18 protein-coding genes are annotated in these 16,207 nt (G+C 65.4%); 7 read left to right on the top strand and 11 right to left on the bottom strand.

The features are described from left to right. Positions 1-49: 49 nt before the first annotated feature. The gene (locus E3227_RS07095) at positions 50-337 is read left to right on the top strand and encodes a hypothetical protein (protein ID WP_006839857.1); all 288 of its coding nucleotides are present in this window, start codon (positions 50-52) and stop codon (positions 335-337) included. On the opposite strand, the gene E3227_RS07090 is transcribed toward E3227_RS07095, so the two are convergent. Both E3227_RS07090 and E3227_RS07085 read right to left on the bottom strand, forming a co-directional pair. After that, a complete protein-coding gene (locus E3227_RS07090) occupies positions 334-1,266 on the bottom strand; it encodes a Ppx/GppA phosphatase family protein (RefSeq protein WP_144318023.1) in 933 nt (310 codons plus the stop codon). The two genes, E3227_RS07095 and E3227_RS07090, sit on opposite strands and share 4 nt — an antisense overlap. Next, positions 1,263-1,808 carry a DUF501 domain-containing protein gene (locus tag E3227_RS07085; RefSeq protein WP_144318022.1) on the bottom strand — a complete coding sequence of 182 codons (546 nt, stop codon included), beginning with the start codon at positions 1,806-1,808 and terminating at the stop codon, positions 1,263-1,265. The genes E3227_RS07090 and E3227_RS07085 overlap by 4 nt, the downstream gene beginning before the upstream one ends. Before the next feature lie 139 nt (positions 1,809-1,947). On the opposite strand from E3227_RS07085, the gene E3227_RS07080 reads away from it, so the two are divergent. After that, complete coding sequence (locus tag E3227_RS07080; RefSeq protein WP_246062646.1) at positions 1,948-2,457, top strand: acetamidase/formamidase family protein; 510 nt, start codon at positions 1,948-1,950, stop codon at positions 2,455-2,457. On the opposite strand, the gene E3227_RS07075 is transcribed toward E3227_RS07080, so the two are convergent. Continuing rightward, the gene (locus E3227_RS07075) at positions 2,454-3,032 is read right to left on the bottom strand and encodes an FtsB family cell division protein (RefSeq protein ID WP_144318021.1); all 579 of its coding nucleotides are present in this window, start codon (positions 3,030-3,032) and stop codon (positions 2,454-2,456) included. The genes E3227_RS07080 and E3227_RS07075 overlap by 4 nt on opposite strands. 359 nt (positions 3,033-3,391) lie before the next feature. On the opposite strand from E3227_RS07075, the gene E3227_RS07070 reads away from it, so the two are divergent. Then, positions 3,392-3,841: an NYN domain-containing protein gene (locus E3227_RS07070; protein ID WP_342778819.1), complete on the top strand. Its 450-nt coding sequence runs from the start codon at positions 3,392-3,394 to the stop codon at positions 3,839-3,841. A gap of 67 nt (positions 3,842-3,908) precedes the next feature. Here the strand turns inward: E3227_RS07070 and eno are convergent, their stop codons facing one another. Then, positions 3,909-5,183, bottom strand: coding sequence for a phosphopyruvate hydratase (gene eno, locus E3227_RS07065; protein ID WP_144318019.1), 1,275 nt, complete (start codon positions 5,181-5,183; stop codon positions 3,909-3,911). A 69-nt stretch (positions 5,184-5,252) separates the two neighbouring features. After that, positions 5,253-6,005, bottom strand: a complete 753-nt coding sequence (locus tag E3227_RS07060; RefSeq protein WP_136652903.1) for a lytic transglycosylase domain-containing protein — start codon at positions 6,003-6,005, stop codon at positions 5,253-5,255. Positions 6,006-6,232: 227 nt separating this feature from the next. Here E3227_RS07060 and E3227_RS07055 point away from each other — a divergent pair, with 227 nt between their 5' ends. Further along, on the top strand, positions 6,233-6,655 hold the full coding sequence (locus tag E3227_RS07055) for a hypothetical protein (protein WP_144318018.1): 423 nt from the start codon (positions 6,233-6,235) through the stop codon (positions 6,653-6,655). On the opposite strand, the gene E3227_RS07050 is transcribed toward E3227_RS07055, so the two are convergent. Beyond that, the gene (locus E3227_RS07050; RefSeq protein ID WP_144318017.1) at positions 6,644-7,246 is read right to left on the bottom strand and encodes a MazG nucleotide pyrophosphohydrolase domain-containing protein; all 603 of its coding nucleotides are present in this window, start codon (positions 7,244-7,246) and stop codon (positions 6,644-6,646) included. The two genes, E3227_RS07055 and E3227_RS07050, sit on opposite strands and share 12 nt — an antisense overlap. A gap of 45 nt (positions 7,247-7,291) precedes the next feature. Here E3227_RS07050 and E3227_RS07045 point away from each other — a divergent pair, with 45 nt between their 5' ends. Next, positions 7,292-7,930 carry an 8-oxoguanine DNA glycosylase OGG fold protein gene (locus tag E3227_RS07045; RefSeq protein ID WP_144318016.1) on the top strand — a complete coding sequence of 213 codons (639 nt, stop codon included), beginning with the start codon at positions 7,292-7,294 and terminating at the stop codon, positions 7,928-7,930. Positions 7,931-8,046: 116 nt separating this feature from the next. Here E3227_RS07045 and dnaG read toward each other — a convergent pair whose 3' ends face one another. Then, positions 8,047-9,942 carry a DNA primase gene (gene dnaG / locus E3227_RS07040; protein WP_144318015.1) on the bottom strand — a complete coding sequence of 632 codons (1,896 nt, stop codon included), beginning with the start codon at positions 9,940-9,942 and terminating at the stop codon, positions 8,047-8,049. A 95-nt stretch (positions 9,943-10,037) separates the two neighbouring features. Here dnaG and E3227_RS07035 point away from each other — a divergent pair, with 95 nt between their 5' ends. Beyond that, on the top strand, positions 10,038-10,454 hold the full coding sequence (locus tag E3227_RS07035) for a guanyl-specific ribonuclease (protein ID WP_246062645.1): 417 nt from the start codon (positions 10,038-10,040) through the stop codon (positions 10,452-10,454). Between the two features lie 4 nt (positions 10,455-10,458). Here the strand turns inward: E3227_RS07035 and E3227_RS07030 are convergent, their stop codons facing one another. Continuing rightward, a complete protein-coding gene (locus tag E3227_RS07030) occupies positions 10,459-11,763 on the bottom strand; it encodes a deoxyguanosinetriphosphate triphosphohydrolase (RefSeq protein ID WP_136652781.1) in 1,305 nt (434 codons plus the stop codon). A 58-nt stretch (positions 11,764-11,821) separates the two neighbouring features. Between E3227_RS07030 and E3227_RS07025 the strand changes: the two genes are divergently transcribed. After that, positions 11,822-13,825 carry a TPM domain-containing protein gene (locus tag E3227_RS07025; protein ID WP_136652782.1) on the top strand — a complete coding sequence of 668 codons (2,004 nt, stop codon included), beginning with the start codon at positions 11,822-11,824 and terminating at the stop codon, positions 13,823-13,825. A gap of 19 nt (positions 13,826-13,844) precedes the next feature. On the opposite strand, the gene E3227_RS07020 is transcribed toward E3227_RS07025, so the two are convergent. Genes E3227_RS07020 through E3227_RS07010 form a run of 3 tightly spaced genes read right to left on the bottom strand, consistent with a single transcriptional unit; the run spans position 13,845 to position 16,180 of the window. After that, entirely contained in the window at positions 13,845-14,267 is a 423-nt protein-coding gene (locus E3227_RS07020; RefSeq protein WP_144318013.1) for a hypothetical protein, read from the bottom strand. Beyond that, a complete protein-coding gene (locus E3227_RS07015; RefSeq protein ID WP_144318012.1) occupies positions 14,264-14,773 on the bottom strand; it encodes a hypothetical protein in 510 nt (169 codons plus the stop codon). Before E3227_RS07015 ends, E3227_RS07020 begins: the two co-directional genes overlap by 4 nt. A gap of 24 nt (positions 14,774-14,797) precedes the next feature. Then, complete coding sequence (locus E3227_RS07010) at positions 14,798-16,180, bottom strand: glycine--tRNA ligase (RefSeq protein WP_136652784.1); 1,383 nt, start codon at positions 16,178-16,180, stop codon at positions 14,798-14,800. Positions 16,181-16,207 lie beyond the last annotated feature (27 nt).

The raw sequence follows: 16,207 nt of genomic DNA, 5'->3' as shown, positions 1-16,207 counted from the left end.
AACCGGATCGATGCAGGCTTGTGCATCCAATCATGGGTACTATGGCCCCATGATTCAATTCGTTGTCGGAGCAGCCGCCGGGTACGTGTTCGGCACGAAGGCGGGCAGGAAGCGCTACCACCAGATTGTCGATGCTTCGCGCGCGGTTGCCAATTCGCCCATCACCAAGCAGGTGGTCACCTCGACCCGTAAGGCACTGGCAAATCAGCTCGATCCTGAGCCACGCATGCGCGAGGTGGAAGATCTCAAGAGCAAGCGTCGCCTACGCGGCCGCAAGAACGATAGCGCCGGCTCCTCCAACCCCGAGGACAAGATCTACGAACCCGACGAGGACTAGATCAGGCCCGCGACAATCCCGTCGAGGATGTCTTTCTCACTGATTACGAACGAGCGATGATTGGTCAGCCGCTCCGCGGCATCCATGATTTCTTCCACAATGACGCAGCCGGCGGCAATGACATCGGCGCGCCCTTCGCTAATGGCGGGGTGTGCCGCGCGCTGCTGCGAGGTCTGGCGGAGATGCTCCGCCGCGACTTGCCTGACGCTGTCGAACGACACTTCGGCCATGTGAATGCGCTCAGGGTCGTATGTTTCCAACCCCTGAGCTAGGGCGCAGAGGGTGGTGAAGGTACCCGCGCAGCCCACGAAGCCTTGCGCGCGCGAGAGATCGACTGCGGCAACTGCTTCTGCGATCCGCTCGCGCACGAAAGCGCGTGCGGCATCCACCTCCTGCTCTGCAGGAGGGTTAGAGCGCATCAGCCTTTCGGTGACGCGGACGCACCCCATTTGAGTCGAGATCGACGAGTCCGAGGTGATGAACTCCGTCGATCCCCCGCCCAAGTCGATGACGCACACGTTGCCCGCCTGCTTGAGATCCGCGGTGGCGCCGGCGTAGGAGAGCGCGGCTTCTTCATCACCTGAAATTACTTCCGCTTCAGCACCCGGCTGGATCCGCCCGAGCAGTTCGCGGGTCATGGCGAAGAAATCTTCGCGGTTCGACGCGTCGCGAGTTGCCGAGGTGGCGACCATGCGCACGCGGGTTACGCCGGCGGCCTCCATTTCCTCGACATAGGCGGCCAAAGCCGCGCGGGTACGTTCCACGGCGCGGGGGTCGAGCGTACCCGTCTTATCGACGCCCTGGCCAAGCCGGACAATCGTGTTACGACGCGCAATCTCAACACTCGTGCCGTCTTCGTTGCGACGACTGATCAACAGGCGGATGGAGTTCGTACCGCAGTCGACGGCGGCGACGGTCACCGGATTCACGCGAGGCCCTCCCCTGCTTCTTCCAGGTCGATGCCCAAATCGTCCACGGTGGGCCAGTCCGCGGGGATAGCTGTGCCACGCAGATTGCCGTGTTCGGCGGCGAGCGCGACCGCTTCCGTGCCGAGGCGGATGTGCTGCGGGCCTTCGGCGAGCGCGTAGGCGATGAGCACATGCAGGCACTTGACTCGGTCCGGCATTCCGCCGCCGGAGAACGTGGTTCCGAGGTCCTCGATGGCATTGCGCTTAGCCAAGTAGTATTCGTGCGCAGCGCGGTAGTCTCGGGCTAGCTCGGCGTCCTCACCGAGGCGCTGCTCCATCCACTTCATCACCTGGGCAACCTCAAGGCGGCTCGCCTCGGCGGTGAGACGCGGGTCGGTGAGGTAGTAGAGGGTGGGAAACGGTGTCCCGTCGTCAAGCTTTGGCGCGGTCATGACCACCGCGGGCTGGCCGTCTGGCGTGCGGTAGGAAATGTCGAGCACGCCGCGGGGCGCGCGGCCGAGCTGCTCGGCGACGATGTCGAGGTCCTCAGGGGTGGGCGTCATGGTTCGAGATGTTACCCCCAGGGGTCGAGGCGCTATTCATCTTCCTTGGCGGTGCCGGGGGCGTCGGAACGCTTCTGCGTCCTAAACGGAAGGCGGGGGCCGGTTCTTCAACGAGATCACCCTCTGCGGGGCCATTGAAATGGGTGGCTACGTCGAGTTTTCCGTCGACATCGTCCCCAGCGACCAGGGGCCGAAGTACACGGACTGGCTCACCTTCACGGGCCTGTCCATCACAAACGAAGGCGAGCAGCGCCACCTCGATGCGACACTGGCGTACCAGAACGCTGTCAAGCACTGCATCGATTACCTCACCGTTTTCGGGTACTCCAAGGAGCAGGCCTTCCTCATCCTCGGCGCGGCCCCCATCGAGGCGCACTTCTCCGCGGTGGTGGATTACCCCAACGCCTGCGCCACGCTGTATCTGCCCACGGAGATTTTCGATTTCGACGTCCGCCCGTCCACATCCAGCCCGTACCGGCTAGAGGGCAACCTACAGGCGCCCTTCGCCTCGGCGTCATCGCTTGACAACACCGAGGTCGTCCGGGCCGTACCCACGGGCGACGACGAGCGCATGGCGTTGGTCAAGAAGCTCGCCGGCTCAGATGCGGTGCTCAAGGGCACCGCCTTCGGCGACTGGCACCGCCACTAGGGTGCAGGCTGCTCCGCAGGAGCACTGGCAGCCGGTGCTTCTGCGGCCTGGTCAGCGGGCGGCGCAGGCGCTTCAGGTGCCGGAACTTCCCGCAGACTGTCCCACAGCACCTCCGGCCAGGAGCGGTCGTCGGGGGCCTGGTCCGTGGTGATGTTCTCGCCCTGGGTCATCCGCGGGTCCATGATTCGCCACGCTGTTTCCCCTGGCTCCATGACACCGAGGCGGCGTCGCGCCTCCTGCTTGACGTATTCCGGGTCGTTGTATTTCGCGATGTCTGATTCCAGGTCCGCCTTTCGCTGCTCGAGAGCTGCGATGGAATCGTTGAGCCGGGCAATCTCGCTTCGCCCCTCGTAGTAGTTGCGCAGAGGAACCGCAATGGCCAGAAGGACCGCAATAAGGACGGCTATGAGAATCGCCCAGCTGGTGAGGTCCTGCTTGACCAGCGGTTTCTTCTGCTTGAGGGCGCGCGCCTGCTGCCGCTCCCGCCGCGCGCGTTCACGCGACGCCACGGGCACCGTCGTCGCCTTGGGTCGGCGGCGCGGCTGGTTCTCCGGGGGTGTGGCGCGTGTGGTCATAGTGATTTAGAAGTGTAGTCGGTTGGGGGTGTAAATTGCGATGGCACAGCGACGTGATGGTGGTTAGAATTGCGCCCCAGATATCCATCACATATGATTGTTGCTATTGCTCCTCGTCTTCCCCTTTGCGGGGAATGGCGAGGATTTTTTAACTGAGGAGCTGCGCGAATGAAGCCATCGGACATGCCACAGCAACAGCGCGAACAAGTAGACGTATTTCTCGATTACGAAAACGTTCGTCGAACTGGACGAGAAGTATTCCTTTAAGCAACTCGGCACCCCACGAAGGTATGGTCGACCCACTCGCTCTAGCGCAAACAGTAGTCTCCAAGAGGAAGCGGGACTCAATTCTAAGGAAGGTGCATGTTTTCCGCGGTCGTCCGAATCCCCTACGACAACCCAAGCCCCATTCAGCGTTCGAGCACTTTGCGGCCCGATGGTCACAGAACGAGTCAGTCGTTACCCATTTCCGCGATCTCAAATACGTCGATCACGACCCAGGCTTTTTCACTGCAATGGAGAAAGGGGTCGACGTCGCGCTGGCAGTGCAGCTTATTAATTCGGCCCTCAGCCCGAATTCCCCCGACGCAATCATTCTGATGTCGAACGACACTGACCTTGAACCTGCGGTGGAGTTTGTGCTCGAACAGACATCCACCCACATTGAAATTGCCGCTTGGAGCGGTGAGGGAAGTTACCCGCTCTATCTGAGAAAGTATATAAGCCAGAACCCGCCACGATACCTGCCCTATTGCCACTTTCTGACAAAAGCGGACTTTGATCGCCTTCGCTGCGACTACGAGCTGTAGCACAACTTAAGCCCCCATCGCGCTGCCGACGAACGGGCGCGTGGCGGGGGCGTCGATAAGCGGGCTGCTACTTGGAGCGCGGGAAGGCGCTGCGGCCGGCGTACACGGCGGCGTCGCCAAGCTGCTGCTCAATGCGCAGGAGCTGGTTGTACTTGGCCACGCGCTCGGAACGCGCCGGCGCGCCGGTCTTGATCTGGCCGCAGCCCAGGGCGACGGCGAGATCGGCGATGGTGGTGTCCTCGGTCTCGCCGGAGCGGTGCGACATCATCGTGCGGTAGCCGTTGCGGTGCGCGAGGTCGACAGCGTCGAAGGTCTCGGTCAGGGTGCCGATCTGGTTGACCTTGACCAGCAGGGCGTTGGCGGCCTTCTTCTCAATGCCCTCCGCGAGGCGCTTCGGGTTGGTCACGAAGAAGTCGTCGCCGACGATCTGAACCTTGTCGCCGATCTGGGCGGTGAGCTCGACATAGCCGTCCCAGTCGTCCTCGTCTAGCGGGTCCTCGATGGACACGATCGGGTACTGCTCCACGAGATCCGCGTAGACCTTGATCATCTCCGCCGAGCTGTGCTTGCCACCCTCGAAGTTGTAGACGCCGTCCTCGTAGAACTCGGAGGACGCGACGTCGAGGGCGAGAGCGATGTCGTCGCCCAAGGTGTAGCCGGCCTTCTCAACGGCCTCGACAATGACGTCAAGCGCGGCCTTGGTGGAGTCGACGGAGGGGGCGAACCCGCCCTCGTCGCCAAGCCCGGTGGACAGGCCCTTGGCCTTGAGCACGGATTTGAGCGCGTGGTAGACCTCCGCGCCCATGCGCAGCGCCTCCTCGAAGGTCTCGGCGCCGAGCGGGGCGATCATGAACTCTTGGACGTCCACGCCGGAGTCCGCGTGCGCGCCGCCGTTGAGGATGTTCATCATCGGCACCGGCAGGATGTGCGCGTTCGGGCCGCCGATGTAGCGGTACAGAGGCAGGCCAGCGGACTCCGCGGCTGCCTTAGCGACGGCCATCGAAACGCCAAGGATCGCGTTCGCGCCAAGACGCGACTTGTTGTCGGTGCCGTCGAGCTCAATCATAGTTTGGTCGATGAGGCGCTGGTCGTCCGCCTCGATGCCGGCAATCGCATCGGCGATTTCCTCGTTGACGTTGTCGACTGCCTTGCGTACGCCCTTGCCCTCGTAGCGCTCGTCGCCATCACGCAGCTCGTGGGCCTCGTGGACGCCCGTGGAAGCACCGGAAGGAACACCGGCGATGCCGCGCGCCCCGTCGTCGAGGAAGACCTCCGCCTCGACGGTCGGGTTGCCGCGGGAATCCATGATCTCTCGTGCGAATGCGTGAATGATGTCAGCCACTGTTTCTCCTTAGGTGAGTCAAGCGTTTGTGGCTCCAATTGTTGCAGAGTTTTCCCGCTTTGTGTCGCCCTAGCGGTGCGCCGGTTGCGACAGCGCGTAGTTCGCCGCTGCGTCGCGGACTTTTACCACGTAGTCGTTAGAGTTGTTGTAGCTAAAGATCGCATCGCGCCACCCCTCCGGGGTTGACAGGTCGCGGTTGTTCGCGCAGAGGAGGTTCGCGGAGGCGAGCGCGGCGTCGTCGATCTGCTGCGGGTCCGCCACCCCGTCGCCGTTGGCGTCGCGGCCGTAGATTTTCCAGGAGCCGGGCAGGAACTGCATCGGCCCAACCGCGCGGTCGTAGGTGGTGTCGCCGTCGAGCGCGCCGGCGTCGGTATCACGGATTTCCGCGAAGTTGCCGCTGCCGTCAAGCGCCGGGCCGACGATCGGGGGCTCGGCGAATCCAGCCTCGTTGAGCCGGCCGCCGTCAAACGTGCGACCGGTATACGTGCCGTGGCGCGTTTCCACCCAGCCGATCCCGGCAAGCGTGTTCCAGGCAAGGTTGCAGGTCGGCCACGCCTCCCGAGCGATCAGCGCGGCGTTGCCGTAGGCGCGCACGGCCTGCGGGTCAATCCCCGTCTGCTCCGCGATCGGGGTGGCCCACTCCGCGAGGTTGTCGGAGGTGCGACCGGGCGCGTGGACGTCGATAAGCGGCGGCGCCTCAGCCGCAGCTGGCGGCACGTCGGCGGGCACCGGCTGCCTGCTTGGCGACGGGCTGACGTTGGTGAAAATCGAGAAGACCCAGCCAGTGAGCGCGATGATCAAGACAATCGCCGTGATCACCATGACAACGCCAGCACAGCCGCACCCGGCGGCAACTTTGCCGGGGCGGTTGTCATCTTGCTGGTGCCGAGTCGGGCGATAAGTCATGACGGCCCATCCTACCGGCACGCGGTGAGGCGCTGCGATGGGGCACATTTTGACAACAATGGTCACTTTGTTCACTCCATTCACATGTGCCACGTGTAAAGTCGCCGGCGACACCACTTTTCCTACGACAGAAGGACAACGCCATGCGCCGTCTCTCCACTTCCCTCGCGGCCGGCCTTCTCTCCGCCGCCACTGTTGTCAGCGTCTCCCCCGCCCACGCTCAGACCGCGAACGTGGTCGAAATCGCCAAGCTCGTCAACGGCGGCATCGCCACCGCCGACTGCGGGGCCGTCTCCACTGGGCTGAAGTCCACCGGTTTCGTCGGCCCGGAAACCACCCGCGGCGAGCTAGTCGCCAGCCTGACCAAGGCAGTCGGCGACGACGCAACCCTGCGCCTGGTCTCCGCCTCCACCATCAACACCATTGGCGACCGCGCCCTCGAGTGCGGCGTGGTCAAGCCGGACCCGGTCACCCCGCTCAACCAGGCGATCGCGTTCGCCTCCCAGCTGTCCTCCCAGGCGGGGCTGCCTGAGCTGCGCAACGTACTGCCCGCGCTACAACTCTAACCCGGCGCGTTTTCCCCGCTCGCGCGCCTTACCCTCCGCCCACAGGCGGTCCTGCTCCTCGATTCCGACGACGCCGGTCGAGCCGTCGAAAAGATAGGGCGCGCGCGAGCGCATCTTATCCACGAACGCCTGGGCGACATCCGGAAAGTCAAAGCCGGCGGCGATTTCGGAATGGAACAGGACCTGCAGGAAAAGGTCGCTGAGCTCCTTTTTTAACTCCGCGCCATCGCCACGGCGCACTGCCTCGGCGAACTCACCGGCCTCCTCCTCCAAGAACGGCAGGAGGCTCTCGTGCGTCATTGAGCTCTCCCACTCCCCGCGGCGGCGCGCGACGCGCATCGTGCGCGTCGCCGCCAGCACCGGGTCGGACAGGCTCGCTACCTCGATAACCTCTTCACCGCCGGCGATACGCGCCGCGGCCTCCGCGTCGGAAGGGTCGGTGGTCAGCAGCCAGCTCTCACCATCAGCCGTATTCTCGATCGCCCAGCGCACTGACACGGGCACCTCGGACGTAAACGCCACGGTGCCGCGAATCCGAACACCGATGGGAATCATGTCGGGCCAACGGGGGTCGAGAACCAGGACGGTCATGTGCCCCATCTTATTGGGGCCCGGGGATCTGGAACAATAGGTGCCATGACTGACCACAAAACCGCCCTGTCCGTTCTGGCGGAACTCTCCCCGACCGCCGAGGACGTCTTGAACGAATCCTCATCGTTCTCCCCGCGCCGCTGGAAGACCGGCTGGCCGCACCACCTCGGCCACGTCCCCCCGTACAAGGACGATGCCTTTGCCTCGCTCACGCGTGGCGACGTCTACCAGTTCGCCGCCGACGCCACCGCCACCGGCTACAACCGCGACGCTGTGATCGACTTCATCGGCGCGGCCTTTGCTTTCGGCGCCGGAAAGTCCCCGCAAACGCAGCTGAAGCTGCAGCAGTTCCTGCGCAACAAAGGCCAGGCGCAGCAGCTCCTCCAGGCGCTGCGCTCCCTCGACGGGTTGGACCCTGTCGCGCAGTTCGCGCGCGTGCGCGCCACCGGCCTGCCCGGCCGCTACGCCTCCATCCTGGTGTACTTTTTGGCGGGTCCGCAAAGCGGCGATCAGCCCGGGCCGGTCATCGTCTCCGATGCCGCGGCTGAGGCGCTCGGAGTCAGCAGTTCTGAATGGGACGCCGAAGCCTACGGCGACTACCTCGCTGCGCTCACCGCGGTGCGCGACGAATGGGATTCCTCGGCTCCCCTCGACGCCGTCGAGTACGCGCTGTCGCGCAGCTAGGTCGCTCTTTTGGGGGGGCTGCGCACTGTGGACTGCGCAATGTAGCGCGTCGTGATTCTTAAACCCCAGGTCGCGAGTGACCCGCGCGCCTATATTGCGCAGTGCATAGTGCGCAGCTAGTGGCCGGGGCGAAACGCCCGGATATTCAGCTCCCGGCGCGCCGTCTCCAGGGCCAGTAGGTCCGAGAACAGGGCGTTGTAGGCGCGCTCGTCGTCAGCCGGGCGCATGCGCTCCAACTGGGCCTTGAGCTGCGCGATCTGATCGCCCACGCGGGCTTCCTGCAAACGCGAGAGCACAGAATCGGCATAGGCCTCTATGTCGTCGGCGTGGATCTCCTCCACCGCGAGCTCGGAGACGAAGTTGCGCCCCGCCAAGTCGCGCATCTGCCCGGCGACATCGCTGATCCACTCGACCCCGCTGCTCACAGCGGCCACGCTGCCCACCGCGTCCATTGCGTCGCGCACCTGGCGGTACGCGTCGTTGGTGAACGCGTCCGGGTTGATCCCGTCAAAGTAGTCTCCGGCGACATCGGGGTACTGCAGCGCGATTTTTAACGCCTCGCGCTGCGGCCACAGCAACGAGTCGTCCGGTGCCGGCGCGACCAGAAGGGGCGCATCGGTGTTCGTCGGCTGGGTGGACTGCGCCCTGGGGCTAAAGGAGCGCTTGGACTTCTTCGGTTTCTTCGCCTCATCGCGTACCTGGGATATCACCTCGCCCGGGTTCGGCCAACCGACCCATCCGGCGAGGCGGCGCGCGTACTCAGTTTGCAGAACCGGGTCGGAGATCTCGGCGACGACCGGGACTGTGCGCCGCAGCGCTTGGAGGCGACCCTCCGCGGTATCCAGGGAGTAGTTCTGAAGCAGCGTCCCGAGCACAAACTCGTACATGGGCACGCGGCTCGCAACGAGGTCACGCACCGCGGAATCGCCCTTGCCCAGCCGCAGATCGCACGGGTCCATCCCCTCCGGGGCGACGGCCACGAAGCTCTGGCCGGTAAAAGCCTGATCCCCCTCGAACGCGCGCATCGCGGCCTTTTGGCCCGCCTCGTCGCCGTCGAACGTGTAGATCAGCTCGCCGCGGAAGTAGCTGTCGTCGAGCATCAGCCGGCGGATAATCGACATGTGGTCCTTGCCAAACGCCGTGCCGCACGCCGCGACGGCGGTGGTCACGCCCGCGGCGTGCATCGCCATGACGTCCGTGTAGCCCTCCACAACCACTGCCTGGTGCTCGGTGGCGATGCTTTTTTTCGCCAGGTCCAGCCCGAAGAGCACCTTCGACTTGTGGTAGAGCATCGTGTCGGAGGTGTTCATGTACTTGCCCATCGGGTCGTCGTCGAAAAGCTTGCGGGCGCCGAACCCGATGACGTTGCCCGCGACGTCCTTGATCGGCCACAACAGGCGGCGCCGGAACTTGTCGATGGGCCCGCGGCGTCCCATCGTCGATAAGCCTGCGTCCTGCAGCTCTTGGACGTCGAAGCCCTTGCGAAGCAGGTGCTTGGTCAGCGTGTCCCAGCCGTCGGGCGCGTAACCGCACTCGAAGTGGTAGATCGTGTCCTGGTCGAAACCGCGGTCGAGGAGGAACTGGCGGCCGACTTCCGCCTCGGGCGTCTCGAGCTGCTGGCGGTAGAACTCGTGCGCCGCTTTGTTCGCCGCCAGCAGGCGCGCCCTGGTCCCCGGCTTGACGTCGCGCGCGCCCGTGGACCCGCCCTGGTAATTGATGTGGTAGCCGATCTGCTCCGCGACCGCCTCGACGGCCTCGGGGAAGGTCAGCTGCTCCATCTCCATGAGGAAAGAAAAGACGTCGCCGCCCTTGCCCGTGGAAAAGCAGTGGTAGTAGCCGCGGGCGGGGCGGACGTGGAACGACGGGGTCTTTTCATCCTTGAACGGGCTCAGCCCCTTGAGCGAATCGTGGCCCGCGGGCTTGAGCTGCACGTATTCACCGACGATTTCGTCGATGGGCGCGCGCTCGCGGATTGCTTGGATGTCACTATCCGGAATCCTGCCCTTAGCCATGAGCTACATCGTAGCCGCTTCGCAGACAACCACGGACCGCGCAGGTGAGCCGGGTTTCCGCCCGCCGCACGGGGCCGTGGGTGATAATGGAGCGCATGGCAGATAACTCTGGGCTTAAAAACCGCTACCTCGGTGTGCTGCTCATCGGGCTCGTCGGCGCGTCTTTGGGCATGTTCGGGATCAGGAACGTCGCCGAGGGCGGGCCCTCGGGAGTTGAGTTCTGCTCCCCCGATGAGGTGCCCGCCCAGGCGTGGGACACCATCGACACCGTCGAAAACGACGGCCCCTACCCCCACCCCGAGTTCGACGACCGGCGCTTTGGCAACTACGAGGGCGTCCTTCCCGAAGAGGAGCTCGGCTACTACCAGGAGTACACCGTGGAAACGCCCGGGCTGGGCCACCGCGGGGAGCGGCGGATTGTCACCGGCGGCGGTGCCGACGGCGAGGTCGACGAGTGGTACTACACGGGTGACCATTACGAAAGCTTCTGCGAAGTACCGGGGGTTAGGTAGAGCCCTAGCCTATAAACCCCTCGAGGCTGGCGGAGCGCTTCGCCAACCGCTCCAGGCGCGACTCGGTAAGTGACGCGATCTGGTCAATAATGACGCGCTCGCGCTCCTGCTCGGATGAGGCGGTGAGCCACCACTGCTGGAACATGGTGTCCAAGGTGCCGGGGGCGCCGTGGGAGAGGTAGTCATAGACGCGGTAGATGCGGTCGCGCTGGCGGTCCTGGCGCTTAAGGTGGGTGGGCATGTCCATGACGTAGAGCACCGCGACTGTTTTGAGCAGGCGCACCTCTGCCTCGGCCTCGGCGGGGATGATCAGCCGGCCGTGTTGTCTGCCCAGCGCGCCGTCGGGGTTGAGGTCGCTGCGCAGCGCGTCGGGCTGGTTGACATCAGCGGACCTCGTCGCCGAGGTCACCGCGCCAACGTAGCGCCCCACGAGTTCCGAGGTGAGCTGCTTGAGCCCCGCCCAGGCCGACAGCGAGTAGTTGAAATCCGCCGCGGACGCGATCGCCGGCAGCGCCCGGAGGCGATCGGCCGCCGCAATGAGCTTGTCGGCGGTGCCGCCGAAGGCCTGCGCGCCCTTGTCGGCCAGCGCCGCGAGTTCAACGAAGTCCCACAGCACCTTCAGCGAGACGCGCCCGGAGACGATGCCGTCTTCGACGTCGTGCACGGAGTACGCAATGTCGTCGGCGGTATCCATCACCTGCGCCTCGATCGGAGGGGCGTCAGTGGTGTGGCCCGCGCGCAGCCATTCCAGGATGTGGCGATCGGAGTCGTAGGCGGAGTACTTGCGCGCCGTTGAGCCGTCGTCAAGCGTGCGCGTGCGCGGGTACTTGCAGGCGGCGTCGAGGGCGGCGCGGGTGAGGTTGAGCCCGAAGGACTCCTCACCGTCAATCACTTTCGGCTCGAGGCGAGTCAGGATGCGCAGGGTTTGCGCGTTGCCTTCGAAACCGCCGGCTGTGGCAGCGAGCTCGTTGAGCGCGACCTCGCCGTTGTGCCCGTAGGGCGGATGGCCAATGTCGTGGGTCAGCCCGGCCATGTCGCACAGGTCGGGGTTGAGGCCGAGGCCTAGGCCGATGTCTCGGGAAATCTGCGCGACCTCGATCGAGTGCGTCAACCGGGTGCGCGGGGTATCACCGTCGCGGGGGCCGACGACCTGGGTTTTGTCGGCGAGGCGTCGGAAGGCGGCCGAGTGCAGAACCCGTGCGCGGTCCCGGGAGAACGCGCCACGCTGGTCCATCGACTCGGGCATCTGCGAACCCTTCGGGCCCTCGGGCGCACGGCGCTCGACGTCGACATCACTGTATGGGTACACGTTGCCCAAGCTTAAAGCGTCGCAGTGCAATGTCGCGGTTGCGACTACCCTAGAACACATGAATCCACGCTATCTTCGCATCCTGCTCGCCGGCCCGCTGCTCGCAGCGGGACTCGGCACCGCCGCCGCACCCGCCGCACTCGCGCTGAGCACCTCGGTCCAGGCACAGGCGACCTCACTTGCGCCCGGCCGGCTTAGCGACGTCGTCACCGACGAAGCCGGAGTCTTAAGCCCCGGGGAGATCAGCCAGATCGAATCCGCCGTCACGCAGGTCGCGGCGGAGAAACAAAAGACCGTCCGCGTGGTCTACCTCGACTCCTTCGGATCCATGAGCGCGGAGCAGTGGGCTCAGGAGGCGGTTAACCAAAATGGATCCAACACCGCGGTCATTGCGATCTCCCCGCAGGAACGCTCATTTGCCGTCGACGCGGGCCAGATGTGGTCCCAGGGCGAGGTCGACGCGATGTACGACGCGGCGTACGCGCGCCTGACCCAAAACGACTGGGCCGGCGCGGCGTTGGCTGCCGTGGATGCAGCAGCGGGCGGCGGCGCAGGCGACGGGCAGGGCGGCCTCTTGGTCGCGGGCGGGCTCGGCGTGGCCGCTGTTGCGGGCGGCGGAATCTGGGCCGCATCGCGGCGCAACACGAAGAAAACCAAGCAGGCCCAGGTCGCCGCCGCGCGCGAGCTGGGCCCGGGAGACACCGATTCCCTGTCGCGCCTGCCCACGCCAGCGCTCGAAGAGCTCGCCCGTGACGCCCTTGTCCACTCCGACGAGTCCATCCGCCAGGGCAAGGAGGAGCTGTCCCTGGCCACCGCGGAGTTCGGCCCCGAGCGCGTGCGGCCCTTTACGTCCGCGATGAACACGGCGAATTCCACCCTGCAGCGCGCGTTCGCCACCCACCAGCGCCTGTACGACGCCATCCCCGAAACCGAGCCGGAAAAGCGCGCGATGCTGATCGACATCATCTCGTCGGCCGGCAAGGCAAACGAAGCTCTGCAGGCCAAGTCGGCCGAGTTCAACGAGATGCGTAGCACGCTCATGCGCGCGGACGAGGAGATCGACAAGATTGTCCAGCGCACGATCGACCTCCGCGCCCGCCTCGAGCCAGCGGAGGCCACACTGGAAGACCTGCGTGCCCGCTACTCAGAGGAGATACTCGCCTCAATCGCCCCGAACGTCGGTGTGGCCAGGGACTCCCTCGATGAGGCCGAGAGGCTGCTGACCGAGGCGCGCAGCGTCGCGTCCCAGCCCGCCGGGCGCCAGGGCGCACTGGTGGACCTGCTGGCCTCCGCTTCCCACGCGGTCGAAGTCTCCGACACCAACCTCGCCGCCATCGAGCACGCCGACACCAACATCCGCGACTCCAGGGCAAACCTTCCCGCCCTGATCACCGAGATCGAGGGCGAACTGCGAGAGATCGAGTCGCTCAAGGGTGCGAGCAAGCAGGGCGCGCAGATCGATGTCGCCGCGCTGGACGCCATTGCCGCCGAGGCTCGCCAGAGTCTGGCTTCGATGGGCAACCGCGCCGAGACTGACCCGCTCTCCCTGTACACGGATCTGACCGATCTGGACTCGCGTATCGACGCCCACATCGACGCCGCCCGCGGCGCCGCCGCCGACCAGAACCGCCAACTGACCGTGCTCCAGCAGCAGCTTCAGGTCGCCGGGGCGCAGATCCAGTCGGCTGAGGACCTGATCAACTCTCGTGGTCGCATTATCAGTTCCCACGCCCGCTCCCTTCTGGCCGAAGCGAAGCGCCAGTTCAACGAGGCGCGCAACCGGGCGACGAGCGACACCCGCGGCGCCATCGACTTCGCGCGCACCGCGACCGAGACCGCGCGCCGCGCCTCCAGCTCCGCGAACGACGACATCAACCGCTACCAGCAGCAGCGCAACCAGCAGATGGCAGGCGGTGTGGCGGGCAACATGGCCAACGCGATCATCTGGGGCTCGATCCTCTCCGGCGGCTTCGGCGGCGGGGGCGGCGGCTTTGGCGGCGGCTTCGGCGGCGGCGGAGGGTTCTCCGGGGGCGGGCCCGTCGGCCGCGGCGGCATGTTCTAGGCCGTAGTACTTCTGGGCCCTAGTACAGGGTGCGTCTGGTGGGCGCGTCGATAAACGTCAGCGCCCACGACATAAACACCACATCCAGCATCGCGCCAGCCCCACGTTCCTGCGCCTTAGCTGCCCAGTCGACCTCGAGGTCGCCGTTGGGCAAGCCCCGGGTGCGCGCGATGACGCGGCCTTCGGCGTCGAGGATCTCGCGCCGCTTTCCGCTGGTGCGGTTGAGAGCGTAAGAGCGCCCGTCGCAGTGTGCGCGGTAGCGCGACACTGTCAGCCCCGCTTTTTCAACCCGGTAGGTGGAGCCGTCGGGTGCCGTGGCGAGAAAATTGCTCGGAGCGGTCGAGCACACCTTCAGGGTCACCGCGCCGCACACCACGGCATCCGCGGTGGCTTCGGCGACGGTGGTGGGGCCGTCGAGAAGCGAGCTGCCCTGCCAGATCATTGGATGAGGAAGACCACGACGACGAAGATGGAGAGGAAGACCAGGAAGGCGATCAGCACGGTCGAGTTGATCATCTTCTTCGTCTCCAGCACCTCGCGCGAGACCCACGCCAGCGCGGCGATGTCGGTCGCGGGGAGCTGGGTTTCACCCTCGAACTCGAGGATCGCGCGGCGCACGCCGTTGTGGTCCTGGGTGAACTGCGCGACCTTGTTGCCAGCGGCGTCGTCGACGATCCAGTTCTTCGACCACTCGTTCACCAGCGCGTAACCGCGGCCCTCGACGGTAACCGGGATGTTCTTGTCGCGCTTGAGGCTGCCGGTGGCGCGCACAATCTCCTCGCCGGCGCGCGTCGCGACCGCGCCGGATTCCGGCGAGGTGACCAGCTCCCACTCTTGGTCGCCGACTGTGGCGCGCTCGTGGGTGAACACCCCGAGCACCTCGGGGCCGTTTTCCGCGAGCAGCTTCGGGTTGTCCTTGTCGCTGCGATCCCAACTGACGTAGTGCATGGGCTTATCTTTCTTCGCGCGCCTCTAGGCGCCGATGAGTTGTGCGGCCAGGTAGGATTCGAGCTCGTCAAGCTTGACGCGCTCCTGCTGCATCGTGTCGCGCTCACGCACCGTGACGGCGTTGTCCTCGAGGGAATCGAAGTCGAAGGTGACGCAGAACGGGGTGCCGATCTCGTCCTGGCGGCGGTAGCGGCGCCCGATCGCACCTGAGGTATCAAAGTCGACGTTCCAGTGCTGGCGCAGCGTCTGCGCGAGCTCCTCCGCCGGGCCGGACAGCTCCGGCTTCTTCGACAGCGGCAGCACCGCGACCTTGATCGGCGCGAGGCGGCGATCCAGCTTGAGCACGACGCGGGTGTCCACCCCGCCCTTCGCGTTCGGGGCCTCGTCCTCGTGGTAGGCGTCGATGAGGAAGGCCATCATCGCGCGGCCCAGGCCGGCTGCCGGCTCGATGCAATACGGAATCCAGCGCTCGCCCGAGTCCTGCTCGAAGAAGCTCAAGTCCTCGCCCGAGGCCTCGGCGTGGGTCTTCAGGTCGTAGTCGGTGCGGTTGGCCACGCCCTCGAGCTCACCCCACTTCGACCCGGTGAAGTTGTAGGCGTACTCCACGTCGACGGTGCGCTTGGAGTAGTGCGACAGCTTCTCCTTCGGGTGCTCGTACAGGCGCAGGTTGTCCGGGTTGATGCCGAGGTCGATGTACCACTGCAGGCGGTTGTCAATCCAGTACTGGTGCCACTGCTCGTCCTCGCCGGGCTTGACAAAGAACTCCATCTCCATCTGCTCGAACTCACGGGTGCGGAAGATGAAGTTGCCCGGGGTGATCTCGTTGCGGAAGGACTTGCCCATGTTCGCGATGCCGAACGGCGGCTTCATGCGCGCGGACGTCATCACGTTCTTGAAGTTGACGAAGATGCCCTGGGCCGTCTCCGGGCGCAGGTAGTGCAGGCCCTCGGAGTCGTCGACGGGGCCGAGGAAGGTCTTCATCAGGCCGGAGAAGGCGCGCGGCTCGGTCCAGTTGCCCGGCTGGCCGGTCTCGGGGTCGTTGATGTCCGCGAGCCCGTTGGCCGGCGGGTGTCCGTGCTTCTCCTCGTAGGCCTCGAGCAGGTGGTCGGCGCGGTAGCGCTTGTGGGTGTGCAGGGACTCCACCAGTGGGTCGGTGAACACCTCGACGTGGCCCGAGGCGACCCACACCTGGCGAGGCAGGATGATCGAGGTGTCCACGCCGACGGTGTCCTTGCGCGACTGCACCATGTGGCGCCACCACTGGCGCTTGATGTTCTCCTTCAACTCCACGCCGAGCGGGCCATAGTCCCACGCGGAGCGGGTACCGCCGTAGATCTCTCCCGCCGGGTACACCAACCCACGACGCTTGCAGAGATTGACGACGGTATCGATGTTGCTGGAGGCCATGGACAACTCCTGTAGAAATCAGACGGC

It is taken from the genome of Corynebacterium sanguinis, assembly GCF_007641235.1.
In the GTDB taxonomy this organism is placed as follows: domain Bacteria; phylum Actinomycetota; class Actinomycetes; order Mycobacteriales; family Mycobacteriaceae; genus Corynebacterium; species Corynebacterium sanguinis.
This window is presented reverse-complemented; position numbering and strand designations above follow the sequence as displayed.

Bases quoted from the DNA above. Each gene is read 5' to 3' on its own strand.
- E3227_RS07095 (WP_006839857.1), top strand. From the start codon at position 50: ATGATTCAATTCGTTGTCGGAGCAGCCGCCGGGTACGTGTTCGGCACG.
- E3227_RS07085 (WP_144318022.1), bottom strand. From the start codon at position 1,808: ATGACGCCCACCCCTGAGGACCTCGACATCGTCGCCGAGCAGCTCGGC.
- E3227_RS07080 (WP_246062646.1), top strand. From the start codon at position 1,948: ATGGGTGGCTACGTCGAGTTTTCCGTCGACATCGTCCCCAGCGACCAG.
- E3227_RS07075 (WP_144318021.1), bottom strand. From the start codon at position 3,032: ATGACCACACGCGCCACACCCCCGGAGAACCAGCCGCGCCGCCGACCC.
- E3227_RS07060 (WP_136652903.1), bottom strand. From the start codon at position 6,005: ATGGTGATCACGGCGATTGTCTTGATCATCGCGCTCACTGGCTGGGTC.
- E3227_RS07055 (WP_144318018.1), top strand. From the start codon at position 6,233: ATGCGCCGTCTCTCCACTTCCCTCGCGGCCGGCCTTCTCTCCGCCGCC.
- E3227_RS07050 (WP_144318017.1), bottom strand. From the start codon at position 7,246: ATGACCGTCCTGGTTCTCGACCCCCGTTGGCCCGACATGATTCCCATC.
- E3227_RS07045 (WP_144318016.1), top strand. From the start codon at position 7,292: ATGACTGACCACAAAACCGCCCTGTCCGTTCTGGCGGAACTCTCCCCG.
- dnaG (WP_144318015.1), bottom strand. From the start codon at position 9,942: ATGGCTAAGGGCAGGATTCCGGATAGTGACATCCAAGCAATCCGCGAG.
- E3227_RS07035 (WP_246062645.1), top strand. From the start codon at position 10,038: ATGGCAGATAACTCTGGGCTTAAAAACCGCTACCTCGGTGTGCTGCTC.
- E3227_RS07025 (WP_136652782.1), top strand. From the start codon at position 11,822: ATGAATCCACGCTATCTTCGCATCCTGCTCGCCGGCCCGCTGCTCGCA.
- E3227_RS07020 (WP_144318013.1), bottom strand. From the start codon at position 14,267: ATGATCTGGCAGGGCAGCTCGCTTCTCGACGGCCCCACCACCGTCGCC.
- E3227_RS07015 (WP_144318012.1), bottom strand. From the start codon at position 14,773: ATGCACTACGTCAGTTGGGATCGCAGCGACAAGGACAACCCGAAGCTG.
- E3227_RS07010 (WP_136652784.1), bottom strand. From the start codon at position 16,180: ATGGCCTCCAGCAACATCGATACCGTCGTCAATCTCTGCAAGCGTCGT.